Source organism: Bythopirellula superficialaquae (assembly GCF_059632245.1).
In genome coordinates, this window is record NZ_CP197426.1 from 4,094,665 (window position 1) to 4,120,464 (window position 25,800).

Annotated in this window: 19 protein-coding genes; 7 read left to right on the plus strand and 12 right to left on the minus strand. The window is 55.4% G+C overall.

Annotated elements, in window-relative coordinates:
* Nucleotides 1-29: 29 nt before the first annotated feature.
* The 3 genes from SH678x_RS16870 to SH678x_RS16880 form a co-directional block, all read right to left on the minus strand.
* Entirely contained in the window at nucleotides 30-518 is a 489-nt protein-coding gene (locus SH678x_RS16870; RefSeq protein WP_496919625.1) for a hypothetical protein, read from the minus strand.
* Between the two features lies 1 nt (nucleotide 519).
* Nucleotides 520-1,536: a DUF1559 family PulG-like putative transporter gene (locus SH678x_RS16875; RefSeq protein WP_496919626.1), complete on the minus strand. Its 1,017-nt coding sequence runs from the start codon at nucleotides 1,534-1,536 to the stop codon at nucleotides 520-522.
* 125 nt (nucleotides 1,537-1,661) lie between these two features.
* A complete protein-coding gene (locus SH678x_RS16880) occupies nucleotides 1,662-2,498 on the minus strand; it encodes a cytochrome c (protein ID WP_496919627.1) in 837 nt (278 codons plus the stop codon).
* 184 nt (nucleotides 2,499-2,682) lie between these two features.
* Here SH678x_RS16880 and SH678x_RS16885 point away from each other — a divergent pair, with 184 nt between their 5' ends.
* Together SH678x_RS16885 and SH678x_RS16890 are read left to right on the plus strand one after the other, a co-directional pair.
* Nucleotides 2,683-4,491: a phospho-sugar mutase gene (locus tag SH678x_RS16885; protein ID WP_496919628.1), complete on the plus strand. Its 1,809-nt coding sequence runs from the start codon at nucleotides 2,683-2,685 to the stop codon at nucleotides 4,489-4,491.
* A gap of 155 nt (nucleotides 4,492-4,646) precedes the next feature.
* On the plus strand, nucleotides 4,647-6,035 hold the full coding sequence (locus SH678x_RS16890; protein WP_496919629.1) for an excinuclease ABC subunit UvrC: 1,389 nt from the start codon (nucleotides 4,647-4,649) through the stop codon (nucleotides 6,033-6,035).
* 11 nt (nucleotides 6,036-6,046) lie between these two features.
* On the opposite strand, the gene SH678x_RS16895 is transcribed toward SH678x_RS16890, so the two are convergent.
* Nucleotides 6,047-7,246 carry an outer membrane protein assembly factor BamB family protein gene (locus SH678x_RS16895; RefSeq protein WP_496919630.1) on the minus strand — a complete coding sequence of 400 codons (1,200 nt, stop codon included), beginning with the start codon at nucleotides 7,244-7,246 and terminating at the stop codon, nucleotides 6,047-6,049.
* A gap of 275 nt (nucleotides 7,247-7,521) precedes the next feature.
* Here SH678x_RS16895 and SH678x_RS16900 point away from each other — a divergent pair, with 275 nt between their 5' ends.
* Nucleotides 7,522-8,007 carry a division/cell wall cluster transcriptional repressor MraZ gene (locus SH678x_RS16900; RefSeq protein WP_496919631.1) on the plus strand — a complete coding sequence of 162 codons (486 nt, stop codon included), beginning with the start codon at nucleotides 7,522-7,524 and terminating at the stop codon, nucleotides 8,005-8,007.
* Between the two features lie 399 nt (nucleotides 8,008-8,406).
* On the opposite strand, the gene SH678x_RS16905 is transcribed toward SH678x_RS16900, so the two are convergent.
* The 3 genes from SH678x_RS16905 to SH678x_RS16915 all read right to left on the minus strand — a co-directional run bounded on the left by SH678x_RS16905 (nucleotide 8,407) and on the right by SH678x_RS16915 (nucleotide 11,480).
* A complete protein-coding gene (locus SH678x_RS16905; protein WP_496919632.1) occupies nucleotides 8,407-8,829 on the minus strand; it encodes a DUF1844 domain-containing protein in 423 nt (140 codons plus the stop codon).
* A gap of 12 nt (nucleotides 8,830-8,841) precedes the next feature.
* Entirely contained in the window at nucleotides 8,842-10,539 is a 1,698-nt protein-coding gene (gene pyrG, locus SH678x_RS16910; protein ID WP_496919633.1) for a CTP synthase, read from the minus strand.
* Nucleotides 10,540-10,823: 284 nt separating this feature from the next.
* A complete protein-coding gene (locus SH678x_RS16915) occupies nucleotides 10,824-11,480 on the minus strand; it encodes an orotate phosphoribosyltransferase (protein WP_496919634.1) in 657 nt (218 codons plus the stop codon).
* A 174-nt stretch (nucleotides 11,481-11,654) separates the two neighbouring features.
* Between SH678x_RS16915 and SH678x_RS16920 the strand changes: the two genes are divergently transcribed.
* The 4 genes from SH678x_RS16920 to SH678x_RS16935 all read left to right on the plus strand — a co-directional run bounded on the left by SH678x_RS16920 (nucleotide 11,655) and on the right by SH678x_RS16935 (nucleotide 15,153).
* Nucleotides 11,655-12,926: a hypothetical protein gene (locus tag SH678x_RS16920; protein ID WP_496919635.1), complete on the plus strand. Its 1,272-nt coding sequence runs from the start codon at nucleotides 11,655-11,657 to the stop codon at nucleotides 12,924-12,926.
* Between the two features lie 124 nt (nucleotides 12,927-13,050).
* Entirely contained in the window at nucleotides 13,051-13,632 is a 582-nt protein-coding gene (locus SH678x_RS16925) for a DUF2513 domain-containing protein (RefSeq protein ID WP_496919636.1), read from the plus strand.
* 482 nt (nucleotides 13,633-14,114) lie between these two features.
* Nucleotides 14,115-14,387 (plus strand): hypothetical protein, encoded by a 273-nt coding sequence (locus SH678x_RS16930; RefSeq protein ID WP_496919637.1) that lies wholly within the window; start codon nucleotides 14,115-14,117, stop codon nucleotides 14,385-14,387.
* 172 nt (nucleotides 14,388-14,559) lie between these two features.
* Nucleotides 14,560-15,153, plus strand: a complete 594-nt coding sequence (locus SH678x_RS16935) for an RNA polymerase sigma factor (RefSeq protein ID WP_496919638.1) — start codon at nucleotides 14,560-14,562, stop codon at nucleotides 15,151-15,153.
* Between the two features lie 106 nt (nucleotides 15,154-15,259).
* Here SH678x_RS16935 and SH678x_RS16940 read toward each other — a convergent pair whose 3' ends face one another.
* The 5 genes from SH678x_RS16940 to pilM form a co-directional block, all read right to left on the minus strand.
* Complete coding sequence (locus SH678x_RS16940; protein WP_496919639.1) at nucleotides 15,260-15,667, minus strand: DUF423 domain-containing protein; 408 nt, start codon at nucleotides 15,665-15,667, stop codon at nucleotides 15,260-15,262.
* Between the two features lie 71 nt (nucleotides 15,668-15,738).
* Nucleotides 15,739-19,410: a type II secretion system protein GspD gene (locus SH678x_RS16945; protein WP_496919640.1), complete on the minus strand. Its 3,672-nt coding sequence runs from the start codon at nucleotides 19,408-19,410 to the stop codon at nucleotides 15,739-15,741.
* A 409-nt stretch (nucleotides 19,411-19,819) separates the two neighbouring features.
* Nucleotides 19,820-21,889, minus strand: a complete 2,070-nt coding sequence (locus tag SH678x_RS16950) for a hypothetical protein (RefSeq protein ID WP_496919641.1) — start codon at nucleotides 21,887-21,889, stop codon at nucleotides 19,820-19,822.
* Nucleotides 21,890-21,954: 65 nt separating this feature from the next.
* The gene (locus SH678x_RS16955) at nucleotides 21,955-23,337 is read right to left on the minus strand and encodes a hypothetical protein (RefSeq protein WP_496919642.1); all 1,383 of its coding nucleotides are present in this window, start codon (nucleotides 23,335-23,337) and stop codon (nucleotides 21,955-21,957) included.
* 44 nt (nucleotides 23,338-23,381) lie between these two features.
* A complete protein-coding gene (gene pilM / locus SH678x_RS16960) occupies nucleotides 23,382-25,586 on the minus strand; it encodes a type IV pilus assembly protein PilM (RefSeq protein WP_496919643.1) in 2,205 nt (734 codons plus the stop codon).
* Between the last annotated feature and the right edge of the window lie 214 nt (nucleotides 25,587-25,800).

Genomic DNA, 25,800 nt, shown 5'->3' on the forward strand with positions numbered 1-25,800 from the left:
CACTTGAATTGCAAATACGAACAGCAATCTTATCGCTGGCCAGGCTGGCTAGTCTTATTGCGATTCGGATTTTGTGGGCGTTCGACGCGAAGTTTGACCTGATTATCACGCTCTTCGACGGTCGCCGTGAGTGGTGACGCTTCATATTGCGTGTAGCGAATGTCGACCAAGCTTGATTCGTCATCTGTCTCGTGGGCTTCCGAATGCTTGATAACCTTACCACTGGGGGCAGATACATGCTGGGTGATGATCACACGATGCCCACCGGGGACAGCGCCATCGTCCTTGGAGAAGGTTCCCAACTCGAATCGACCATTCGTATCGATCAGGCCTCGAGCGGACGGTCCCGGATTATCGGGCAAGAATTGCACCGTTCCAAATCGCACGGGCTGACCATCGGCAAATGAAACCATTCCCGAGACAGGGAAAGTCGCTGGCCGGGAATCACTGCAACCCACAAGCAGCACGAAGCCAAGCAAGTTGACCCAACGTGAAAGCTTAATCAACGAGGAACTCATCCTACCACCAATAAGGTTCCTCTTCCCAAGGAGGGAGTGCGGCATCATCTCGGCGACAGATTTGTTGCAGGATGCGGTCGTCGATGAAATTGTCGATCGACCTCGCAGATCCATCAGCAAAAACAAACGGACAAACACCTGGATGCCAACTTCCAAAACCAATGATTGGGATCGTCGTATCGTAAGGACCACGCGCTAAGGGAACTCCTGGTCCGCCAATCCGTGCAAACGCTGGCAAATCTTTGCCGTTGTAAAGTGGACCATTTTCAGGCACCTGGGCGAGTCGACCTTGGGGGACGTGCATTTCACCGGCAAGCGCCGTGTTGCTGGCCCCATCGACGAGGTGTTTGTGTCGCAGCTTGTTGAGCCAATCGGCGGGTTTGTTTTCCTTGCAAACGGGCTCACTGGAAATGATCACACCCATGCCGTTGCCGCCCCGCCAGTATGCGTACAGCCAGTCCTCGGATCCGCCCGTGTAGTCACCGTGATTGCCGGCATAGTCACCTACAGCCCCACCTGTGAGTTCGATGATTTCGGTGCCGCTGCAACCACAACCATAGGTGATGTTTTGCTCGACCACACCCGAATCAACGCGAGCCTCCTCCACGGACCGTCGCGAGGGACAAACAAAATGCGAAGGGATAAAGTTTCGCGTATCGAGATCGTGATCGTCGTAAGGCTTATAGATGTTCCACTTGGAGTAAGTCACCGCTTGCTCGACGAAGGGAAGAATCCGCACCATCCACGAAGGTTCCGTCTCGGCACAATCGTTCGGTCCGTAAAATTCCCGTGCGCGAAGCCGAGCGGGTGGGAAGGCCTGTTTGGCTTGCTCGAAATTCAGAGTGGCCAAGCCGATTTGACGTAAGTGATTCTGGCACTCCGCCAGGCGAGCCGACTCACGTGCTGCTTGGACCGCGGGCAACAGCAAGCCGACCATTGCTCCCACGATGGCAATCACGACTAAAAGTTCCACCAAAGTGAAGGCTGTTCGCAATACGGGTGGTCTTCGCAACATCATACGGGAGTCCACTTTAAGTCGATGGGTCGGCTGATCGCAGTATAACCGCGATTGATGAGGACGCAAATATTTCAAACTTGCGGCGATCAAGTACTCACGACTCTTAGATTATCCCCCCGAAACATTTACCCCCGAAAATCGGCATGGCAGGCGGCACACGATTTCTTAACCGCTGTTTCGGCCTCGACGGCCTTGGCAAAATCTTCTGACTTGGCGGCTTGCTTCAACTGGTCCGCGGCATCGCGCAAGGCATCGGCGTGGGCTTGGTACGTTTTGTCATCACCGTAACCGTAGTCTTCGCCGCGGATCACTTGCGAGAGCATGGCGAGTAGCTCCGCTTCATGAACAACTTGCGTCGCCTGCTTCCGAAAGTCGCGCGGCTTGGTCAGCAATGTCGGCAGCTTCTCTTGAGCCGTGATTTCCATGCGTTGCATCAACGGGGCGAACTGGGGGAAGCCGGTTTCGGCTTCGCTCGCTTCCACCGCTTGGCCGCGAAGTAAATCCTCGAGCAGCAAACAAGTTTCCTTGACCATCGCCAGACTTTCGTCAGAACCAACTTCGCAGGCTTCGGCGGTTTGCAGACATTGTCGTTCCATCGCCGCGGCACTTTTCTGCCAAGGGACGTCGCCTGGGTACTGCTGGATAACTCGAAACAGTGTGGCCAGCATTGCCAACTCGCGCGGGCAATCCTTGAGCTTCGCCGCTTCAAACTTAGCGGGGCTCGTTGTGAGCGCCGTGAGGTTATTGGCAATCCGCTTCACTTCCGTGGCGAGCGTCTCGGCTTCGATTAGCGTTTGCCAATCGAACACGTCTTTTGTTTTCGACTCTTGCTGAGTTGCCACCGCTTCTTTGGTCTTATCGGGCGGGTCACCGTTCAGAGCTTGGAAAGCATCGTCGTAGAAAACGTCCTGCGTATCGCCAAACGACTCGGGGGGCTGCGCAAAGTCTTCACCCTCCACCATGGGACAAATCGCCGACACCAGAACCCACGCGAAAAAAAATCTCGATTGCGGCACGCTTCGCCTCTCGGTTTGTTGGATAGAAGCTCGCTGGGTAGAAGCTCGATGACTAGAAGAATTTGGCTGATTCGTGTAGGTTGGCGTCTTAGCAACCAGCCCACGATTCGTGCATTTGTCAGGGAACGCGATGTCCAATCTACCAGAGATTCTCGCCAAAATCGATCAAGCCGTCGCTGCGGACAAGCTCACCAGTTCCGCCGCGGACAACATCAAGATTTGGCTCACCGAGCCGCGCTATGCCGAATACGCCACGCAGGTCATCGAGCATGTGCAAACGGATCGTTGGCGGGAACTCGACGACGTGTTTTGGACGATCATTCCCTTCGGCACGGGCGGGCGCCGCGGGCGGATGTACCCCATCGGCAGCAACGCCATCAACGACCGCACGATTGGCGAAAGCGCACAGGGCCTTGCCAATTATGTGAAATCGCAACTCGGTAAGGATGCCAAGCTGGCTTGCGCGATAGCCTACGACACCCGGCATCGGTCGATCGAGTTCTCCAAACTCTGTGCCGAGGTAATGGTCGCCGCGGGATTCAAGGTTTATTACCTTAAAGGTCATCGCAGCACGCCGGAATTGTCTTTCACGGTGCGCTACAAAAACTGTTCCTGTGGCATCATGGTCACGGCGAGCCATAATCCCCCCAGCGACAATGCCGTGAAGGCCTATTGGTTGACCGGCGGGCAATTGTTGCCTCCGCATGATCAGGGCGTGATCGACGAAGTGATGTCGGTTGAAACCATCGAGCGGGCGAATTTCGACGAAACGGTTGCGGCGGGCAAGATTGAATTCTGCCAGGACGAGATTGATCCTAAGTTCATCGAAGCCGTGTTGAAGCAATCGACTCCCGGCCCGCGCGATTTGAAAGTGATTTACTCGCCGCTCCATGGCGTGGGTGCCACGGCGGTGTGTCCCGTGCTGGATCAAGCCGGGTTCAAAGATGTCGAAGTCTTTGCCTTGCACGCCAAGCCAGACGGCGATTTCCCCAACGTGCCGGGCAATGTTTCCAACCCCGAGAATTCTCAGGTGTTCGACACAATTGTCGCGCACGCCAAACACGTGAATGCCGATCTCGCCCTCGCCACCGATCCCGACTGCGATCGCATCGGTTGCTCCGCACCGCTTACCAAAGCCGAAAACAGCCCCTGGCACTCCCTCTCGGGAAATCAAATCGGGGCGTTATTGGCCGACCACATTCTGGAACTTCGCAAAACCCAGGGCCGACTTTCGCCCGACAATTTCATCGTGATCACGCTGGTAACCACCCAACTGACCCGTCGCATTGCCGACAGCTACGGCATCAAAACCTTTGGCGATTTGCTCGTCGGCTTCAAATGGATCGCTGGCGTGATCGACGAGCAAGGTCCTGACAAGTTCATCTACGGCACGGAAGAATCGCACGGTTACATGGCCGGGGATCACACCCGCGACAAAGATGGTGCCGTCGCTTCGTTGCTTCTATGCGAGCTGGCCGCGAAGCTGAAAGCCAACGGCCAAACGTTGCACGAAAAGCTTGATTCGCTGTTTTGGCAACATGGGATGCACGTCGAGCGAACAATATCGGTGCAGATGCCCGGCAGCGAAGGGATGGAGCGGATGAAGGAAGTGATGCTCAAATTCCGCACGGAACCGCTCAAGCTGCTCGCCGGCATCGACGTCAAGCAAATGCGTGACTACGAAAACATGGAGATCGTGCTTCCCGACGGCACGAAAAAGCCGCTGGTTGGTCCTAAGGGGGATTTGGTGATCATCGACCTAGCCACCGAAGGCAACTACGTGGCGATCCGGCCCAGCGGCACCGAGCCCAAGATCAAGCTCTACATGTTTACCTACGAGCCACCCGAGCAATTGGCGAATCTCGACCGCGCGAAGGAAGAACTCAACGGCCGGCTTGATAGCATGGAAGCCGACATGCGCAAGTTTGCGGGTGTGTAGAAGTAGCATTAATTAAATTGCCACGGACAGACACGGATTAAACACGGATCATTTGAATTCGTCCGTGTTTCATCTGTGAAATTCCGTGGCCATTCTCTTGAACATCTTGTGGCAGGTCTGGCCTGCGAGCCGCCATCGGCTTACGATTTGTTGCCATGGCCGACACTTCCGAAGCATCGGACAACTCATCTGCCGACACCTCCCCTGCCCTGCCCGAGCCAAAATCTCAGGTGGAGTTCTTTCTGCGCGCCGCCGAGAAGGTCCGCTCGAAGTTTCCCGACACGCCCGGCGTCTATTTGTTCCAAGATCAAACAGGCCGCGTGCTGTACGTCGGCAAGGCCAAGAATTTGCGAAATCGCGCGAGCAGTTATTTCCTCAAAGCCGCAGCGCAAGATCTCCGCACGAGCCGGCTGGTGCAGGAAGTATACGACGTCGACTTCATGGAAGCGGAAAGCGAAGTCGACGCCCTGTTGATGGAAGCCAGGCTGATCAAAGACATTCAGCCGAAATACAACAAAGAACTCCGCGACGACAAAACTTTTCCTTATCTGCAAATCACGACGCACGAAGATTTCCCCCGCGTCGAGATCACCCGTGAACCACGTTCAAGCGGTGTGAAACTCTATGGCCCCTTCACCAGCGCAGGGGCGCTCAATGGGGCGCTGCAAGTTCTCCAGCGCGTATTTCAGTTTCGAACCTGCTCGCTCGATATCGAAGCCGAGGACGAGCGTTGGCGGTGGTTCCGCCCTTGCCTGCTGGCTTCGATCAATCAATGCACCGCCCCCTGCAATTTGCGAATCAGCAAGGAAGAATACCGTCGCGACATCGGGCGACTCAAGAAATTTCTCGATGGCAATCGCAAGTCGCTCGTGAAAGAACTTCAGGCCGAAATGCTCGACGCGGCTACCAATCGCCGCTTCGAACAAGCGGCCCGGCTGCGCGATGAAATCGCGATGCTCGAATCGATCAAGGAACGCGGCGATCTCGATAAACATATCCAGCCAGAAGTGTTTTACATCGATCCCCAAAAGGGGCTTATAGGACTACAAAAAGTTCTCAAGCTCCCCACCACGCCAAGGACGATCGAAGGGATGGACATCGCCCACCTGGGCGGCAGCGAAACGGTCGCGAGCCTCGTGCAGTTCATCGACGGCATGCCGTTCAAACCGGGTTACCGTCGTTACCGCATTCGCGAAGTGCAAGGAATCGACGACTATGCGAGCATGCAGGAAGTCGTCACTCGGCGGTTCTCGCGTTTGAAAGACGAAACGGAGATGTTCCCCGACATTCTGCTGATCGACGGCGGCAAGGGCCAGCTCAACGCGGCGATGAAAGCGTTCGACGCCGCCGGGGTCGAACCACCGTTCGTGATTTCACTCGCAAAAAAAGAAGAACTGATCTTCATCAACGGCCGCCCGAAACCGCTGCGATTGAGTCACAGTTCGTATGCGTTGCGGCTGCTGCAATACGTGCGAGACGAAGCCCACCGCTTCGCGCAGCACTATCATCACTTGCTGCGGCGGAAGAAGAATCTGGGGGAGTGATAAAAAGTCGTTCAAACATAGCCCTCACGTCGAGGCATCATGACTAATGTCATGGCAAGCAATAAAAGTCCTGCACTACTGGGTTCTGGAATCAAAGTGTAGGCCGTGAGCATAGTGGCACTGTACGCTCCATTAATGGCCACTGTATACGCCGAAATGAGTTGTCGGCCGGCAATGGTCAATCCCGAGTTGAACAGCATTTGATTTGGCCCTGGAGCCTGCAGCTCGCTCCACAAGAGCGTCCCCGCCACGTCGTACTCGGCAACATAAGACGAGAATGTTTTATTGCCCGCCACGAAGACTCGGTCGTCGGCCCCAATCGTGAGCGAAAGAAGAACAGGGCTGATACCGGACTCGTTAGGGATTGACCAAACTTCGTTACCATCCTCATCGAATTTTAGAATTCGATTGTTGACCACGGCATAGATATTGTTCTGGCTGTCAACGTCGATACTAAAAGCATTGAACCAGGGCCCCAAATCTTTAAGCCAAACTACATCGCCGTTGGGCGTCGTCTTTGTGAGATAGGAATTGAGATCGGGCGAGTTTGGCTGCGAGTAGTTATTGAACATCGAAACGATGTTTCCACTGTTGTCGACGGCGGTACCGTTAGAGGTCGGCGTGCCATTTCCTGGGTAAGTTCCATCGAGTGTATCAAACTCGGTGAGCCATTCGAGTTGTCCCGTGGGACTGTACTTTTGCAGATTGTGAAATGTGCCGGGTGGAGGCTTGCCGTAGTTAATCGCCCAAGGGGCTACAGAAACATACGAATGACCGTCTTGACTCACAGCAATCCCAACGGGCACATCCCGGAGTGGCCCAGTAATCGGTTGATACCAAATCTCGGTGCCGTTGTGTTTGATTTTGCTCACGAAGGCTTGATCTTCGTTGTGTCCGGTAACCAGCGCATTTCCATGAAGATCGGTCGTCACGCCGGTTGGACGATTGTTGCCGTCGAATACGTGGCTCCACATTAGGTTTCCGTCGTTTTTGATGCGAGCCACGCGGTCGTTATGCGGCCAGTTCATCAGGCCCGTGACATAGAGATCGCCATGGGGCGCAGGGGACACATCAGGTTCGTAGAAATTCGGTATCGTGATTGACCAAGCCTTAGGGAGCGCTGTGCCGAAAGCGAAACCAAATGTTGCATGACTCGCAACAAAGATCACGGTAAGTAAGAAACGAACTAAAACGCAGTAGGTCGACTTCATGAGCGCAGCTCCGCCTAACAAAGACAAGATCGTAATGCGAGCGATTCTATCACGGCCACCAGCAGATTCCCGCATTGAGCAGGCTTTCCAAACGCCATTTTCCCCGAAAATTATGCTCCTACTTGCATCCTCCTCGCACTCCGCTAAAATGCGACTACTGAGTGGGTAACAAACCCATTTTCAGTAAAAAACGGATTTATTTGTGGGTTTTAAGCCTTTAATGGCAGCCAGTTTTTAAGGAGGGCATCTCGCACTTTCGTTGAGCTCGCTCGTTCATGCCCGATGCACCGGAACTCTTTGTTGGGGAATGGGCGCGGTCGGTTGACGAGCGTTTCCGGCTCTCGATTCCCACGGAGTGGGCCGAGGAGTTGGTCGATGACAGCAGCGAATGCGTGCTCGCCAAAGAACGGCCCGGTTGCGTGAGTGTTTGGCACCCACGCGATTGGACCGAATGGTTGAATCAAGGATTAGAGTTGGTGGCCGGCAAGATTCGCAGTGGGCGAACCGCCGGTCGCATGGATCAGGTCCAGATGTTTGGCCGTCTGCTGTCGACACGGCATAAGACGGTTCCCATCGCGGGCCGTGGACGGATCGCGATTCCCGACAGTTTCCGCACGTTTTTGGAAGTGGAACCTGGTGGGGAATTGTTGGTCGTGGGTGCCGCGGTGTGCGTAGAAATTTGGAATCCAACCCGTTGGAGTGAACACATCGGCCAACACATGAGCGAGTTTCGCGACTTGTTCGATAAGTTGGCCAACTAAGAAACACATCAGGCGAGCCGGGGACGTCAGTGCCCGGACAAGTCGGCAGGCTCACGCCTACCGCTCGCCAACCAAATCATCGTCGCCGTGCCCGGTCGGCACGATAGCCTATAACAACCCGTCCGTTGTCACCCGGTGCGGGGTGCAAGTCGCATTTTGGAAAGGCTATTGGGCTTTCGAGCCGCGGAAATCGCCGGCTGGGCATGGCGACCAATTTTTACGCTGAGGAGAACTTGGCTTCAATCTATCATTCTGATGGAGCCTAGGTACGTCGGGGGCGGATAGAATCTAGGTTCATTCCGTATACGTATTGGATGCTGGCAGAAAGTTTGAACCAGATCCCTCTGGTCGCGGAACTCCCCTCGGGATGACATTTGCTTGCCCCGCGCCGTTGCTTTACTACGGCTGAATAATCGACGACTGCGTCGGATCGGCCGTCGGTATCTGCGAGCCGTATTCATTCTGCAGCGTCACATACGCGAGCCGCAACTGGTGCAGTAGTGTTTCGAGCATCGCGGCTTCTTCGGTCGAGAGATTCCCCTTGGTCTTGTCCTGCAAGACTTGCAGCATGTCGATCGTGTAGCGGGCATGTTCCCAATTGAGCGAATGCTCGTTGGTGAAGGGATTCGGCAACTGCCCCAGCGCGACCATCGCTTCCGACGCGAAAGTGGTCACCAGCATTTCGAACGAGGCCGGTGGCAGTTCATGAGGCCCTGGCGACGCGGCCTTGCCGGTTTCGGGTTCCTTGGCAAGAGCTTCCTTTTCGGCCTCGACTTGGCTCTTCCAGTCTTCGTCGATGAAAATTTTCTTCTCTTCGCTCATATCAACTGCTTTCTAACGGGCCTTACGAACAAAAGGGACGGTTTCTTCCTCGCCAGTAGCGGAAGTTTCTGACGACGTTTCCGAAGGGCGTTCTTTGCGAGTTTGCCGGTGAGCAACCGCGGCCTTCACAAAACCGGCAAACAACGGGTGAGCTGCCGTCGGCTTCGATTGAAACTCGGGGTGATACTGCACGGCTAGAAACCAAGGATGGCTAGGAAGCTCGACAATTTCCACAAGCGTTCCATCAGGACTTGTGCCTGTGATGGCGAGGCCCTGATCGATCAATTGTTGACGATACTCGTTGTTCACTTCGTAGCGATGACGATGGCGCTCGCTGACGAGTTGCTTGCCGTAGCTTTCGGCAGCGTGACTTTCAGCGGCCAAATTCGTCGGCTGTGCGCCGAGTCTCATCGTGCCCCCCTTGTCGGTGATCGTTTTTTGATCGTTGAGCAAGCAGATCACGGGGTAACGAGTTTCTTTGTCGAACTCGGTCGAGTGAGCGCCCGTCATGCCGCAGACATTGCGGGCGAATTCGACGACGGCACACTGCATTCCCAGGCAAATGCCAAAGAAAGGGATTCCTTTCTCGCGGGCATATTTGATGGCCATGACTTTGCCTTCGATGCCGCGTTCGCCGAAACCGCCGGGCACTAATATACCGTCGTAACCTGCGAGCAGCTTCTCGGCCCCTTCGTTCTCGACCTCTTCGCTTTGGATGCGAGCTAGGCGAATATTGGCGGCGTTGGCTATGCCAGCGTGATCGAGTGATTCGTAAATCGATTTGTACGCGTCGCGGTGCTCCGCATATTTGCCCACCACGGCGATGCTGACTTCATGCTGAGGATTGCGCAGCCCGTTGAGCAAATTCCGCCAATCTTGCAGGTCGGGCTCGCGGGTCGAGAGGCCTAGCTTGCGGCAAATCATGCCGTCGAGATTGTTGTCCAGTAAACTCAACGGTACTTCGTAGATCGAAAAATCCTTATCGCGTTCTTCGATGACCGCTTCCAAAGAGATGTTGCAGAACAACGCGATCTTTTCACGATCTTCGCGGCTGATCGGCTGTTCGGTACGACAAATGAGAATGTCGGGCTGAATGCCGATCTGACGCAACTGACCAACGGAATGTTGCGTTGGCTTGGTCTTCAATTCCCGCGCGGCTTTCAAGTACGGCACAAGCGTCAGGTGAATATACAGACAATTCTCTTTGCCGATGTCGAGCGCGAATTGGCGGATCGCTTCTAGAAACGGCAAGCTCTCGATGTCGCCCACCGTGCCGCCGATCTCGGTAATCACCACGTCAACTTTTTCGTCAGCATCCTTGGCGATCTTGTGAATGACCGATTTGATTTCGTTGGTGATGTGCGGAATGACCTGCACAGTCTTCCCCAAGAATTCGCCACGGCGTTCTTTGTTGATCACCGACTGATAGATCTGGCCGGTCGTGTAGTTCGAGTCGCGCGTGAGGGGCGCGCTGGTAAAGCGTTCGTAGTGTCCCAGGTCGAGATCGGTTTCGCTGCCGTCATCGAGCACATAGACTTCGCCATGCTGATAGGGGCTCATCGTCCCCGGATCGACGTTGATATACGGGTCGAGCTTCTGCATTCGGACCGTAAGACCGCGCCGCTCGAGCAGCATGGCAGCCGACGCACTCGTCAGGCCCTTTCCCAAAGAGCTGACAACACCGCCGGTGACAAAAATGTGCTTGGTCATTTGGCAGAATACCTTCCTGGCTTGCTAAAAGGGTCCCGTCGTAGATCCGCCCTTAAAAGTATGGCACAATCCTGCATTCTAGCGGCGAAAGTGCTAGCTGGGGAGGGTTGGCCCCCAATCCCCTTGCCGGCTTTGTAGGAGACTGCAAAGGCGAAAACACGGAACCGCCAAGATCGCCACATTCGCCAAGAAAAGAAGAATTTAATAAGAATTTCGCAGAGATTTTGTGGCCGTCCTCTTGGCGTTCTTGGTTCCCTTGGCGGTTCACTTTTGAATTCTACAGCCTAAGAAACGCCGTTGGATTGCTGCTGGGCATCGAGAAAATCCTGCCCGTAGGCGTAGCGGGTGTTCACCGGCATACCCGATTGACAGAGCGGGCACTCGCTGGCGGGCCAGTCGGGAATGTCGTATTCCAACAAATAGGCGTAATCGTTCACGCCCAAATCAGCGGCCGTGACATTTCCCCGATCGACCAGTGCCGCGGCGGCGATCACATCGGCGCCGGCCTGGCGGAGGGCATTCGCCGTTTGGCGGATCGAGAGCCCGGTGTTCACCACGTCGTCGACGACCAGCACGCGCTTGCCCGCGACAAGTTTGTCGTAACCACGATGAAACGCGAAATCTCCCCGTAACTGCGAGGAACGCGGCGCGGTGTGTTCGGCAAACACTGCCGGCAGGCCTAATTCGAACGCGGTCCACTGGGCCACCACCAAGCCACCGGTCGCAGGGCCGCAGAGAATTTCCGCATCAAAATGCTTTACAGCCTCGGCTAGAAGGAGCGTGAGCCGACGGATTCGCTGCGGTTCCACGAAAATCGTGTCCTTGTCGATCCAGCCGCTGCCATGGTCGCCCGAGATGTAAACAAAGTGATCGTCGGCCAGTAGTGCGTGGCAATCGACCAAAATTTGCCGGGTCTCAGCGGTCGCGGAATTCTCGGACATTGGTGGGCTCGCGATGAAGATGAGGGATTCGCTCGATTGTAGCAGGACCCACAATCTTGCAAACGCGGCCAGAAACCGCGGTTTATTGCGCGGCAAAAGAGCACGTGAACGAGTAGAATGGCAACTTACCGTATCTCGTCATTGATATTCTTTTGTAACTCAAGTTGATTTCGCATGTTCCGCTTCTTTTTCTTGATATTAGTGCTAAATTTTTTGGCCTCGACGAACATCTGCCAGGCACAAATCGCAGTCGATGGCACGCTCGTGGGCGATGAAGCCGACTACGGGGCCGCGCGATCTGTACAAAACACAAACACCGGTTACGGCAACTCGATCAACGGCGACCCGAAGGCCGCCAAGTCGGGCTCGGAAATCGATCAGGTGTTCGCCGCCGTTCGCGATCAACGGCTCTACGTTTTGATCACGGGCAACTTGGAAGACAATTTTAATAAGCTGAGTGTGTTTATTGACTCCACGCCGGGGGGCATGAATCAAATCGTCGGCAGCAACTTGCCAGCTCAGGTTGATCCTTACTGTTGTTCGGGAAGTGGTGCTCTTCAACGCTTCAATGGTATGCGTTTCGACTCGGGCTTCGAGGCCGATCACTTTCTCACGTTCTCGAACGGCAATCATACGTTCGGCGCGGGAATTAACATTTGGACTTTGTCCGCTTACTATGCCGACCTGACCCAAGGCCCGAGCGGGAACAAAAGCGAGATTGGTTTTCAGCGTAATGCATCCGGCATTGAACCCGGATTGGGAATCGGTGAGCCCATCGATCAGCTCAACAATGGATGCACCGGGCCAAGCGATACCAACTGCATACCCCCCGAGCATGAATTCGCCGAGCCGATTGATTTGGTGAACGATCCCGGGAACACTCGCGGTCATCGCGATTTTCTGAATGATGTCGATTTGTTGATGGCGATCAACAACAGCAACACGCAAGGAGTCAACTCCGGCAGCGGCGCGGCGAGCGGCAATCCGGCTAACGTGCTCACCGGCCTTGAATTCTCGCTACCGTTGTCGGTGCTGGGCAATCCCACGGCCGACATTAAGATCACCGCCTTCATTGGCAACGGCAATCATGGGCACATCTCGAATCAATTCGCTGGGACAGGTGTGCTGCAAGCAAACGTGGGGAGCCCCAGCTCGGTCAACTTGGCCAACATCGCCGGCAATCAGTATGTGACCGTGCCAGTTCCCAATGCCGACTTCGACAACGATGGCGACATTGATGGCCGCGATTTTCTCGCCTGGCAGCGAAACAACGGCTCGGCATCTGACTTAGCACTTTGGCAAAACCAATACGGCGACGGCATTCCCTTCAGCACCATACAAGCCATCCCCGAGCCGAGCGGGTTGGTGCTAACGGTTCTCTTCCTAGCCGCAGGCGGCAGCCGGCGGTCCTCAAATTCGCTTAGCAAAACGACAGCCCAGCTCTAGGCAAATTGCTAGCATCAAAATTCATATTGACTCGCAAGGTCGATCCAGCACACATTGCCGCAAATGCCGTCGCACTATTTCGCCGCGGCCGACCCGCTCCCACGTGCAAATGGAGGTGCACATCATGAAACGCGATTTGGATTTAGCGCGACAACTACTGCTCGACATCGAAGCCCGCGGCGCTGACTGCTCGGTCAGCGTCCTGCACAACGGCGCAGTTCACGAACATGCTTCGACGAGCTTCGAGATCGACGAGCGAGTCCGTTACCACCTGCGGCTACTGATCGATGGTGGCTTTTTGAAGGAAGTCGACCGCACGACCGCTGGCGTGCCTTGTGTGCGGCTCACTTACGATGGCCACGAATTCTTGGAACTCGCCCGGCACGAATCCCTCTGGCGCGAAGCGAAATGGCTCTGCCAGGAACGAACCGGCGGAGAATCTCTGACCGTGATTCGCACGTTCCTCGTGCGTCTTGCCGTTGGACCCCGTGACTACGTGCCCCGGGTGCGTCAGAGCTTGGCCCGACGCCCGCGTTACGTGACATCAACCGAACCCCGCGCAACTCGCAATCGCGTCCGTTATGTGCGCGTGCGTCCGACCGAAGACAATGTGATTGAACGACCTTTGCATTACTTGGCGGACGTCGAATCCGAGAGCCGGTACGACTTGGACTACGAAACGGCCTTTCCGACCCATTTGATCTAAGCAACGATCTGCAGAGATCGGTGATGAATCGAGGCGCTGCCCTCCAAAGGCAGCGCCTTTTTTCGTGTGTGTCCCGCGACCCCGTTGAAACCGGCCCGCGGCAAGCCGTGCTGGCAGCGGGATCGCCTCGGAACCCATCAAACGACAAAATTTTCCGCGTTGTTGCGTCGAGCCAAAGTAGAAATCCTGCCCTAAGTTGTAATTTATCAACAAGTTATGGCGTAGAATTTATTTTCCCGATTGTCCGAATTTTTGCGGTTCTACCGCGAACCTTCGCGACGAAACCATAGTCAGTAGGGAGTTCGCTCGCTGGGCGAGGACGGCGTTGGGTCAAGTTTCGCTTGACCCCAACCAACCCGGTAGCGAAACTCCAATAGTGGAGTCAGTTTTTCAGGCGTCACTTTCACACAGTCGCGTCAGTAAAACTGACCGTTTTATCCTTTAGGTTCTCTTCAGCAGCGCAGAGCGCAGCGAGGGTCACCATGCGTAATCTTCACACGAACATCAGCAATATTGGCATTCAAAGCATTTGCCAAGGCATCGCGCTGATCGTCCGCAATGAAGTCGTACGCCCCTTGCGCGCCACTCTATCAGCGCTGCGTTGGTATGCGTCACGCCTGTCAGACGATATGCGCGACGCACGTTGGCATGGGCTCGCTATGGCCGCTATGACGGCCAAACCGGCCCACTGCTTTGCCACGGCAAAGCAGCACGAGCGGCACGTCGTACGAGTTACGACCCGCTCAGTCGCCTGAGCTTGGGAATTCTGAAGCACTAGCAACGCTTCCCCCAAAATCAGCCCGACCGCTAGCAGCCAACTGCCCCCGGCATTGCCTTGGTTGCTGTGCATTCGTTGCCACGATTTTTACCAAATATTTAACCGCGCCTGGCCTGTGGGCCACCGTCGGTTCCATAAGCGAGAGAACCATGACCGCATTACTGGAAGATGAGTTACTTGAGTTTGAAGAGCCTGTGGAAGCCACCACTGCCGAGTTGGTGATGGCCGCCCAGGATGGCGAATCCGAGGCTTTCGGCGAGCTCGCCAATCGTTTCGAGCGGATGGTCTACTCCGTCTGCTGGCAGCGGTTGCGTAACCACGCCGAGGCGCAGGAAGTTGCTCAAGACGTGTTCATCAAGGCGTTCGAAAAGTTGTACCAGTTAACCGAACCCGCGGCCTTCGCGGGGTGGTTGCGGTCGATTGCCGTCCGGCAGTCGATCAATCGCAGCACTCGACGTCCGCCTTCGATCGCGGTCGAGCCACAAACTATGGATCGGCCTGACAATCGGCATGTTGCTCCGCTCGATTCGTTGCTCACCAACGAACGATACGATCAACTGCGGTACGGCTTGGGACAATTGTCGTCGCTCGACCGGAGCACGCTGGTGGCGTTCTACCTGCAAGGTCGGTCGCTGTTAGAAATGAGCGATGACTTTGAAGCCCCGGTCGGCACGATCAAGCGTCGGTTGCACGTCGCTCGGAAGCGGCTGGCTAAAGAATTGGAGTGCCTTCAAGCGGTGTGAGCCGCGCTAAGGTCTCAATGCGTTTTTCCTGGACGGGTCGGGGATCGGCAACGGTGTCGGTCTCCGACCTTATTTGTTTGATTTAAACACGGTGCAAGCACCGTAGCTAAATCGTTCTGCGGCCGCCCCCCGCCAAACAGACCCAACCCACGATGAACGCAACACCGCCCAGCGGCGTGATCGCGCCCAATTTGCTCCACGCCGAACTTAAAAACGTCATGGCGTAGAGCGAACCGCTGAACAGAACTATCCCGACAAAAAATAGCACGGGTGCGGCTAGCAGCAGGCGGCTTTTGGCTGATCGTTCCGCCACGAGCGCGACTACGATCAATGCTAAAGCGTGATACATGTGATACTTCACGCCAGTTTCAAACCAGCCAAGCCGCTTGGCGAGATCGGCGTCGTAGCCTAGCGCCACGACTTGCTTTTCGAGCCCATGAGCGCCATACGCCCCTAAGCCAACCGCAGCCGCGGCGAGCAAGGCCCCCAGCATGATTGCCGTTCGACTATTCACGTTTTTGACTCCATAAAAAAACCTCCGACTCCACGATAAGTGAAGCCGGAGGTATTGTGAAGTCCCGAGAATTACTCGCCTTGGTTGATGCCGAGGCGTTCTTCTTCTTCCTCTTGAATAATAATGTGGGGCGTGACCATCATCATCAAGCTGTCAGTTTCGCGACCGATACCGACGTTGCGGAACAAGCGGTCGACGTAGGCGATCTTACTTAACAGTGGCACACCGAACTCGTTGCGACCTTCTCGCAAGCGTTTGACGCCGCCCAGGAGCACCGTGCCACCGTCGGGCACGCTGACCGTGGTTGCCACCGTGATAATCTGGAAGGTCGGCAACTGCACCGTGGTACCGCTGCGAATCACTTCTTCCGCTTCTTCTTCACTGTTGTTGTCTGTACCTTCCTCGGTCGTGCTACTTGACGTTGAGGTCGTTTCCGAGCCCTCGAAGGTGAATGTGTCTACGTCGCCGATCTGACTGAAGAACGGTACGAGCGTCAGACGCACATATTTTCGGTCATCGGAAACCACGGCCTGAACCGTGAGCAATGTTCCTTCGGAAAGGACCACGATCACCGGTTGCTGAGCAGCAGCAAATTCACCCACCACCGGGATCACGCTGATCACGAAGGGTCGCAATGCCGTGTCGGCCACGATGCCTTGCTGTCCGTTGAACAACGTCACCTTGGGTGCCTGCAAAATGTTCGCCCGGCTGTCGCCCTGCGAAGCATTAATCAGGAAGAAGGCTTCGATGTCGCTGAGAATGGCGAAGCCGAATTCACCCACCGTTTGGGGACTGCCAAATTGAGGATTCGTGAGAGCAAAGCTATTTTGGCGGAATGGCACGTCCAAGTCGACGGTAAAGTCAGGCAACGGATCGGCCAAACTTGTTGGATTTCCACTGATACCAACCGTCGCACTGGGGCCTTGGTAACCTGGCGGCGATATGATCGATCCACCAACAATGCCCGTGTTGTCTTTGATGTTGAAGTCGAAATCGATGCCAATTCGCTCGAAGAAACTGTCGGTCAGACGAATGAAGCGGACTTCAATCGTGACCTGCAGATCCTGAAGACGGCGTAATTGCTCGAGCAAATCGACGATTTGTTCGTGAACGCGCTGGGTTTGGCTGACCACCAAGCTCAAGTTCGTCGGGAAGGGTTGGATTTCCCCTTCACCGCTACCATTTTCCATCCAAGTGTCATATTCCACCGTCGAGACGATCAAATCGATCAACGAATCGAAGTCCGCATTGGCCGCACCACCCAGGCCACCCGGTCCGCCACCGACGGGAACCGACGAGCCACCTGGCGCGCTGTTACCAAACTGCTGTGCGAGCGTGCCGCCAGGCATCGTGCCACCACCGCCAGGAGGGGCCGTCGGCACCATCGCCACGGGACTCGAAGTCCGCGACCCGTTGCTGAAGGGCATGTTGGCATAAGCATCGTTGATCAAACCCTGCAGACCCATATTGCTGCTGGGAACGAAGTTCGGAATCGGAATCACTAGATCGGCCACGTTGTAAACGCGGCGAACCAATTCACCATCGCGAATTTGCTCGCTGGTGATCTTGAGCACCTCGTCTTTGATCATGTAGGTGAGATGCAGAGGTTCAAGAATCAGATTGAGCGCGCTCTCCAAAGAAACTTCGCTGCTCAAAGTGAGCGACACAGGCGTATCGGGTTCAACACCTTCCTGGCCCAGACCGCGCGGATCGAGATAAATGTTGATCCCGGCAAGTTTCGACAAACTGTCGATCACTTGCGAAAGAGGCATCTTGTCGTAATTGGGAAGTACCGGAGTTTTGAGCTTCTTTTGGATTTCCAATTCTTGCTTGGATTTGTAGCCGTCCCGATCCGTGGCACCCTTACGATTAACTATTTTGTCCCAAGTTTCCGCATCGTAATTGATCGGGTTGGTCGAATCTGCCAAAGCCTTGGCGCTGGTTTCGCGAATGTCCAAGAATGCGTTGGCAACGCCATTTTCGCTCAGTTCTGAAATCTCGTTATTGAGAATCGTGCGACGGATGAACTTGGCATTCTCCCACACCTGCTGAGCCACAGGATCATCCGGCGACATGTCGTACAGCCGCTTGGCGACGACTTCCATTTCAGCATACCGTTGTTCGTCACGCAGCTGATTGAATTGATCGACCATCTCGGCCGTCTTCGTGCGCAATTGGGCTTTGACAGCTCGTTGCCGTTCCACATCGGCCAGGGCTTTTTCATTCGCTTCGTCCAGTTCCAGCTCGGCACTATGATCTTTGATATAGCGATCTGTTTCGGCGGTGCTCAAGCTCAAGCGACGCAACAATTGTGTCTTGGTACTTTCATCGAGCTCGCTCTTGGTGACGACCTCGGCGGCTTCTTGCAAAATTGCGAGCGACTTCTTGGGATCGCTCTCACGCAATTTGTGGGCTTCGGTTTGGCGTTTGCCGATGTCAGCCGAAAGCTGTTGGGCAATCATGACTTGACCGGTCGAGGCATCGTCCAACAGGTTCGAATCCGCCTGTGCCGCAACTTGGGCTGGATTGCTGGCGAGCATTTGCAAGTGATCCTGCAAACGTTGCTGATTCTCTAAATCGATCTCGTTCCGCTTAGCATGAGCCATGCGGAATAGTTTGAGGGCTTGATTGCGGTCCCCCGCCCGCAGCGCGATTTCGCCTTCTTGCAACAAAGCAAAACCATCCATCTGCTCCGGCATGAGATTCGGAGTTGGGGGCGCGCTGTCTGTCTCTGGCAATGGTTCCGGAGTCGGCAATTGAGCCAACCGTGGCACTTCAGGGGTTGCTGCTTCTTCAAGGGTCGGCAAAGTCAGGTCCACTGGCATCGCAGCCGCTGCCGGTGCGATTGCTTGATCCACGATCACTTGATTGTTAGCGTTGTTGCGCTCTTTGCGAGTTTGCGCGATCCGAGCCAGCAATTGATTGGGAGCGGGGTCGGCTAGTTTGACTGCATTCACCAATTGGCTTGCTTCAGACGCGGCCCGTTCGGCGTTATCCAAATCGCCCCATCCCAACAGAACCTGGCCCTGACCGGTTAGGAATTTCGCATAGTTGTATTTCCAACTCGACGAGTCGTCCTGGTTCGTTTTGAGTTGTTTCAGATCGGCCACCGATTGAGCCAACGTGGCTGGTGAATCTTCGCCGTCGGTATAGGTAACGCCACACGCTTGGGCTTGTTCCAAATGTTTGGCGGCTTGTGCCACATCACCTACAATCAATGCCCGCCGACCAGCTAAAATCTCGGCATCGCATTCTTCGCGTGTACCCGCTGGAGCTGTCGCGGTAGGCATATTCACGTGAGGGGCTGAGCCCATCAGAACAGACGCATTCCCGGTGGACGCCGGTGCAGCCGCTTGAGTGGCCGTGAATGGATTGGCAACGCCGCTTTGCTTGGCAACCGTGGCGGCAGGTGCTTGTTGCCCAGGGGGGCGGCTTTGAGCGAGCTTGTCTAAATCACGGCGAACACGGGCAGGTGTATCGCCAAAGTGCAGAACGGGATATTTGGGATTCGCGGCTTCGGCCCGCTTCACCAGGGCTTCGGCCTTCGCCAAGTCGCCTTGGGCCATTGCCTGCCGCGCGTTCGACAAGATTTGGTCGACGTCGGCGTGCGTTAATGCACCAGCCTGACCGGTCGAAACATTCCCGCCTTGAGAATTGGTTTGTGTCTCGGCATGAACCCGCGACATGGTGAACAAAATCGCCAACGTCGACAGCCAACCAACTCTTTTGATGAACCGGTTCAACTCGATACTCCTTTCGAGACGTTTGCCATCCATGGCCGAGTCTCGCAACGCTTTGGTAAGCAGTTTTTAGACACGCGAAAGGCGTGAACTATCAGTTCTGCTTGGCCGCGTAGCCATCCCATATGATGTCTGAATGAAAATCCCCGAACTTCGCCCGTAACCAGAGATTTCTGGCACGAGAGGGGGGTTAAATACTTGGCACGCAAAATCGCGTCAAGTGCAGAAAAGAAACTCAGGAAGAAGTCCTGAAAGATTGCGCATGCTAGCAGTACACGCGCCGTGCCATGCTGAGTCCTAACAAGCGAAGGAAAACCTAGCCGGGGTGCTACGCACGCCGGGGCACAATATAAAATATGGCCCGGGCCGCGTGGCGACCCGGCTAGGTTTGTATTTATCGATAAACGAATTCCTAGAAACCGCCTCGTCCACGGCCTCCACCACCGCGACCGCCACCCCCCCGGCCGAAGCCCCCTTCGCCACCATAACCGCCGCCCCGCTCATCTTGTGGCGCTTCGAGGATCGCTTTGTATTCCTTGACCGTGGGAAAGTCGTTGAGTTCTTCTTTGATGGTCAATTTGCCGGCCGCATCCATCAACACGACCCTTGCCGGGGCGAGCAAATCACGATTCTTGCTGCTCAGCTTGTCGCCACCTTGGATATCCACCAGTGTCGCCCCAGTCGTAAAATCGAACTCAGGATCTTTGTCGACTTCATACTGGTTAGACCAAACCACTTTCGCTGCTTCACGCAGATTCATGACTGTGCCACGAGTGAACGATTCCGCCAAGGCAATTTCTGCGGCAAAAGCGCTGTTCAGAGCTTTGATCAACAATTCGGCTTCCGGCTGAGAATTGTAAACCCCTTCCTTCACAGGCTCAGCGCTCATCACGTACAAACGGGCGGGTAACGGCACGCTGGCAATCGGGCTCGGTTTGCTCCATTCGGTGAGCCGGAAGCTGCGCATCTTGGGCGTTTTGATCTTGTTCCGGCGGGTCGTGACTGTTTTGTCCAAATCTTTGATGGGAACGCCGTCGTTCACGTCCTGCAAGGCCAGCTTAACGCGATAGCGATAACGATGTCCCGGCTGCACGGTGTTATCAAAGAAGCGCAACAGCACATCGGAGGTTTTTCCATCCCAACTGAACTCGGGGATTTCCACGGCACTGCCTTCACCCCTCATGCCACCACGACCGTTGCCCCCTCCGCCGCCGCGACCATAGCCTTCTCCCCTCTCCATACCACCACCGCGGCCGTATCCTTCGCCGCCGCCACCGTACATACCCCGACCACCTTCACCCCCGTATCCGCCTTCGCCGCCGTAGCCGCCGCGCTCCATGTAACCACCAGGAGGCACTTCACCAGCCCGAGGCGCTGTGCGCCCAAACCCCATGTCATCCTCTCCATCAGCATCATCGGCGGCAGGTACTTCTTCCACGGGAGCCATCTCTGCTTCCATCAACGCGGCCTCCTCGTCGGCGGCCAGCGGAATCGAAGAATGACTCGCGCGGTCGTCCCATTCCTTCAAAATCAACGGGGGCAGCGGATGGGTCAGCAATGGATGAACATATTTCGAAGCAACTACCTCCTGGGGATTCACGGGGTAGGTCGCCAGCTCTTCGGTCAAAACTTCTTCGCTCACAGTGGCAAGGCGTTTCCATTCTCCTTGGCCTTCGGGAGTCACTTCGGCTCGTTCGATTAAGTAACCCAAATAAACCGGCATGTCGCGCTGAGGTTGATAACCACGAGCCGACTGCAAGGCATCTTCATACAAACGATTCTGAGCTTTGATCGGCACTCGTGCTAAGACGGTCACCCACGACTGAGCGCGAATATCTTCAAAACCTTCGAGTTCCACGCCGGTTCTGGGTTGCAAGACTATCGAGGAATTCGGTCCCCGACCCCGCTCTTCTTCTTCACGTTCATCGCGGCCACGACCACGGCGCCCTCCGCCTTCGCCTTCCTCACCATCACGCTCACGAGCGGCAAGCGCTTCGGCTTCTGCCTTTTCCTTTTGCTGTTCGGCCAGAGCTTCAAGTTGACGCTGGTAAATCATTTCGGGATTGGATGTTGCCCAAAGACCAATATCAGGTCGTACTTCAAGATCTTCTGCTGTAAGCAACTCAGGATCGGTTCGCGATTTCTGCGGTTGCACGATGTAAGGATTGTGTGGATTGATATTCGGAAAATGCTCGGGCTCGACCGCTTTCATCGACGCCAGATCGATTTGAACCTTTTCGATCACGGCGGCGGGGTCGACCTCCGCAACTTTCTGATAGTCGAAGCTGTTGACGTGCTGTTCCGCAGCGCTGGCTTGAGTGGTCAGCGTGCCAGGGTCTTTACCAGCTTCCATGCGCGGCACACCCATCGCCGACCAGAGCAGCAAAAAGGCACAGGCCAAGATTGCCGCCATGCCGATTTTCTCGCCATGGGCCAGCAACAATCGCACGACGGCGTTTCCACCCTTAAGATTGGTTTTCATGGCCTGCTCTCCTGTTCGAATCCTTCTAAAACTTGGGCAACAACTACTCAGTTATTGTTAAAAAACTACTGACCTACCGCGAGTTGGCTGTCGTCAGCTGGCGCGGCTCCGGGATCGCTGGTGGGCTCGTTATAAATGAACACCGAGCCCTTCAAAAGCAGTTGCACGTAAATCGGATCAACCGGTCCGCTCGAGCTCGTCATACTGCTGTAGGCCCCTCCGCCCCCTTGGCCACCAAACCCTTCCATCGATTTGTCGGGGTTAATTCGTAATTGTTTGACTTCAATCGGCAGCGGTGAATTCGCACATTCAATCAACAACCGAGGGATATACCGCTGGTCGATCACCAGATCCATGCGAATGGGGAGCTGGCGATATTCGGTACCAACGTCTGCCGCGGGTGCTCCGGCATCATCCAAGTAACGTCCCGCGAGAAGCGCTGCATCCATAGCCGCGGGGTCGCCTCCCCCTTCTCCGCCATAGCCACCCATTTCGCCCATGCCTTCGCGACCCATCGACATTTCACCTCCAGGCATCCCTCCGCCGTATTCCCCCCCACGGGACATCATGCCTCCTTCGCCGCCCATGCCACCACCAGGAGCCGCCGAAGGCATATAAATTTGTCCAGGAGACAAGCCCATCGATGCACTCGCTCCCACTTCCAATGCCAAAATCGTGCGGATCGCAGCATTGTCAGGGCGGGTTGCTCCGCGGGCTTCGTTCGTCTTGGCAATCACGTTAAGTAGTGTTTCGTAGACCCACAAATCTTCTTGTGTCACCCAGATTTGCATCGCCGAAGGTTTCGCTTCGCGGAAAGAGAGCTTGGCTCGCAATTTGTCTTGCTCTGGCCACTGCACGATGTAGTCTTCCACAATCGCGCCCGTGTCCGCCGCGCCGCCATAAGCGCCTTCACCCCCGCGGCCAAATTCACCCCCGCCGTACCCCCCTTCGCGTCCTCCGTACCCACCACCCGCACCAGAGCTCCCTTCGGCCAGCTTTTGCGCCTGGACAATTTCCAGCAAACCGTCGAAACGCTTACCGATGTAGTTCTGATAAATCGACCGCATGGACGAGTCGATCGGATCTTTGAATTTCAGTTTTTCGATATATTCAACAAACTGCGGTCCCAATTCCTTGGGCCACTTGAGCACGGAGTCTTTTTGCTTGTTGTAAAGCGTGTTCCAAACCGACTGGACGATCTGGGTTTGCTCGGCAACTACGGCTTCTTCTGTTTCGTTCACCACAGGATTGGGATGCACGGACTTGTTTTTCAAGCCTTGAATGGCCGTGAACATGCCGTCGATGGCCGATTTGCGCGTGCTGAATTGGGCATCCAATTCGCCGGCTGCCATCTTCCAACAAATCACCGCGATCAGGAGGCCGAGCACACTCAGCACCCAAAAGCGTTGTTGCCAAATCACTTTGGCGATTGCCCGCACTTGATCCATCGAGAATTCCTCAAACTAAAAAACGGTATGTTTTGTTTTCTCTGTTATTCCGCAGGGGGTTGCTCGGCCTCGGCGGCAGCCGCAGCAGCCGCGGCTTCTTGAGCTGCCTTCTCTGCCTCGGCGCGAGCCGCTGCCAGTTCTTTACGCTCGGCGCGTGACTTCGGCTGCCACACGAACTGCACAATGAAATCAAAGCGGTTCACTTTGATCAGTTTGCTATTCGCACCCGCTCCGCCGGGGTTGTAGCCCCCTTCGCGACCGTAGCCGCCACCAGAACCCGAAGCCGACGGGTCTTGCGCCATCGCCTCGGGATCAATCTGCTCCTCGTAAAGTTTCTTTTCGCCGTTGGCTAACCAAGCATGGCTAATCGCTAGGTCCTTGATAGGCACATCGATCAATTCGCCGTTGGGGCCGTCTGGCAGTTGAACGGTCCCCTCTTCGAGATTCTTGATCAAAGTGCTTTTGACGAACTCACCACGCTCGTTCTGGGGATCGCTGTTGTGGTAATGAAACCCAGTGAGCTGAACTACCCAACCGGGGCCACTCAACGCTCCGCCACCCGTAGCACCGGCTGCTCCGGCATCGCCGCCCGCCATGGGATCAGCGAACTCAGCCGCAGGAGAAGCGGCATCCAATGGTGCCGCAGCTGCGCCAGCCGCGGTCTGGCCTTTGGCATCGTCATAAGCCGCTTGCACCACCGTCATCCACTCCGTGCCGATGTCGGTGAAGTGCTGGGTCTCCATCGAAACGATATGCAACTCGTTCCGCGTGCTGATATCCTCAGCCGTTTCTTTTCTTTCCTCGGCCGGACTCGTGTCCTTGGGCAAAGCCACATCGACGGCCTTGAGCAACTCCAACCACCGCAAGCGACCTTCGATATTGCTCACTAACTTTTCGCCGGTCGTTTTCATCGCGTCGAAGCGCGAATGAATATCCGCATTGCTCGATTCATAACCGGACGCGGTGGTTTGCACCGATTTGGCCCGCGACTCGGCTTGCTTCATCGCATCGTTTTCGACTTCGCTGTACGCCGCGACATGAGAGTAATAATTGAACGTCAGCCCCGCGAGAATCGCCGCGGCTCCGGCCACCATCCAAGGCTTCTTGTTGCGCACCAACCGCGTGCGGACAATTTCTTCGGGCAGTAAATTGGTTTTGAGTTCTGACTTGCCCAGCCCTTGTAAACAAAGGCCATACGCCACTGCGAAGCTTAGCGTGTTTTCCTTGAACTGTGGTTTACCTGCCGCACTGCCGGCCATCAGTCTCTCGAACTCTGTGACCGGATTCACTTCCATTTCGAGATTCTGCGACAGATAACGCTGTAAGCCCGGTAGCTTCATGCCGTTGCCCAAGGCGAGCACGTTGCCGATCTTTGCCGACTTGTCGATGCTCGTGAAATAGCCCAGCGAACGCTGAATTTCCGACAGCAAATCGCTAAATACGGGCCGCATCGCCTGGAAAACGGCCTTGGGATCGTCGGCCTCGGTGGCATTGCGTTTGAGATGCTCCGCCTTCACAAACGTGAGTTTGAGTTCTTTACTGAGCGCACGGGTAAAGTGATTACCGCCGATGGGGATATTTCGCTGCCAAACGCGAAAACCGTTCGTGACCACAAGATCGGTCGTGTCGGTCCCCAGCGAAATCACAACCGTCGATTGCGGCGGCTTCTTGGGATCGTACGGCTCGGCCTTGAAATCACCTAGGCGATCGAAGCAAACAAAGTTATAGACCGCCAATGGCATCAACTGGATGATATCGACTTCAATCCCCGCGGCGTCGAGCGGCTTGAGCGCGCGGGCCACCTGATCGCGCTTCATCGCAAACAGGCCCACTTCCGGCTCCAAGGCGAAGCCATCTTCTTCGCTTCCGCCGGTGAGTTGCTGATAATCCCACACCACGTCGTCAAGCGAAAATGGAATCTGCTGACGCGCTTCGTATTTAACGATGTCGGGAATCTTTTTGGCTTCGACCGGCGGCAACTTGATAAACCGTGCAAGGCCACTTTGCCCGGCGACTGAAATCGCGACGCGATCTCCCAGGACTTCGTTGCGCGAGAGAAACTGCGTGAGCGCTTCGCTCACCAGCTCTTCGGGATCAGCCTCGGGCTGCGAAAGAATCTTCGGATACTCGATGTAGTCAAATGACTCCACGACTAGCCGATCCGGTTCTTTTTCGTGGGGGCGACACAACAGCGCCTTGAGCGCGCATTGGCCAATATCAATTCCCCAAACGGCATTGCTCTTCGCCATACCTAATAGATTCCTGTTCCGATTTATTGTCACCGCAGGCAGCAGCGCTCGCCGCCACGGCTGTTTCGTCGTTCTCTTGAAAAGCCCAAGAACGACGCATCTCTGTGATAAGTGCCTCTATGGACAATTTATCGCGTCAGCGTCGTGTTCGTCAATTTTTTCTGACGAGAAATGGGCACGGAGAGAGCTTCCCCCGTCAGCCCAAAAGCCGCGC

What these genes read in the sequence shown, in the direction of transcription:
- SH678x_RS16895 (WP_496919630.1), bottom strand. Translation starts at nt 7,246, where the DNA reads ATGAAGTCGACCTACTGCGTTTTAGTTCGTTTCTTACTTACCGTGATC.
- SH678x_RS16955 (WP_496919642.1), bottom strand. Translation starts at nt 23,337, where the DNA reads ATGGATCAAGTGCGGGCAATCGCCAAAGTGATTTGGCAACAACGCTTT.
- SH678x_RS16890 (WP_496919629.1), top strand. Translation starts at nt 4,647, where the DNA reads ATGGCCGACACTTCCGAAGCATCGGACAACTCATCTGCCGACACCTCC.
- SH678x_RS16915 (WP_496919634.1), bottom strand. Translation starts at nt 11,480, where the DNA reads ATGTCCGAGAATTCCGCGACCGCTGAGACCCGGCAAATTTTGGTCGAT.
- SH678x_RS16870 (WP_496919625.1), bottom strand. Translation starts at nt 518, where the DNA reads ATGAGTTCCTCGTTGATTAAGCTTTCACGTTGGGTCAACTTGCTTGGC.
- SH678x_RS16930 (WP_496919637.1), top strand. Translation starts at nt 14,115, where the DNA reads ATGCGTAATCTTCACACGAACATCAGCAATATTGGCATTCAAAGCATT.
- SH678x_RS16920 (WP_496919635.1), top strand. Translation starts at nt 11,655, where the DNA reads ATGTTCCGCTTCTTTTTCTTGATATTAGTGCTAAATTTTTTGGCCTCG.
- SH678x_RS16880 (WP_496919627.1), bottom strand. Translation starts at nt 2,498, where the DNA reads ATGGTGGAGGGTGAAGACTTTGCGCAGCCCCCCGAGTCGTTTGGCGAT.
- pilM (WP_496919643.1), bottom strand. Translation starts at nt 25,586, where the DNA reads ATGGCGAAGAGCAATGCCGTTTGGGGAATTGATATTGGCCAATGCGCG.
- pyrG (WP_496919633.1), bottom strand. Translation starts at nt 10,539, where the DNA reads ATGACCAAGCACATTTTTGTCACCGGCGGTGTTGTCAGCTCTTTGGGA.
- SH678x_RS16875 (WP_496919626.1), bottom strand. Translation starts at nt 1,536, where the DNA reads ATGATGTTGCGAAGACCACCCGTATTGCGAACAGCCTTCACTTTGGTG.
- SH678x_RS16900 (WP_496919631.1), top strand. Translation starts at nt 7,522, where the DNA reads ATGCCCGATGCACCGGAACTCTTTGTTGGGGAATGGGCGCGGTCGGTT.
- SH678x_RS16935 (WP_496919638.1), top strand. Translation starts at nt 14,560, where the DNA reads ATGACCGCATTACTGGAAGATGAGTTACTTGAGTTTGAAGAGCCTGTG.
- SH678x_RS16885 (WP_496919628.1), top strand. Translation starts at nt 2,683, where the DNA reads ATGTCCAATCTACCAGAGATTCTCGCCAAAATCGATCAAGCCGTCGCT.
- SH678x_RS16950 (WP_496919641.1), bottom strand. Translation starts at nt 21,889, where the DNA reads ATGAAAACCAATCTTAAGGGTGGAAACGCCGTCGTGCGATTGTTGCTG.
- SH678x_RS16905 (WP_496919632.1), bottom strand. Translation starts at nt 8,829, where the DNA reads ATGAGCGAAGAGAAGAAAATTTTCATCGACGAAGACTGGAAGAGCCAA.
- SH678x_RS16925 (WP_496919636.1), top strand. Translation starts at nt 13,051, where the DNA reads ATGAAACGCGATTTGGATTTAGCGCGACAACTACTGCTCGACATCGAA.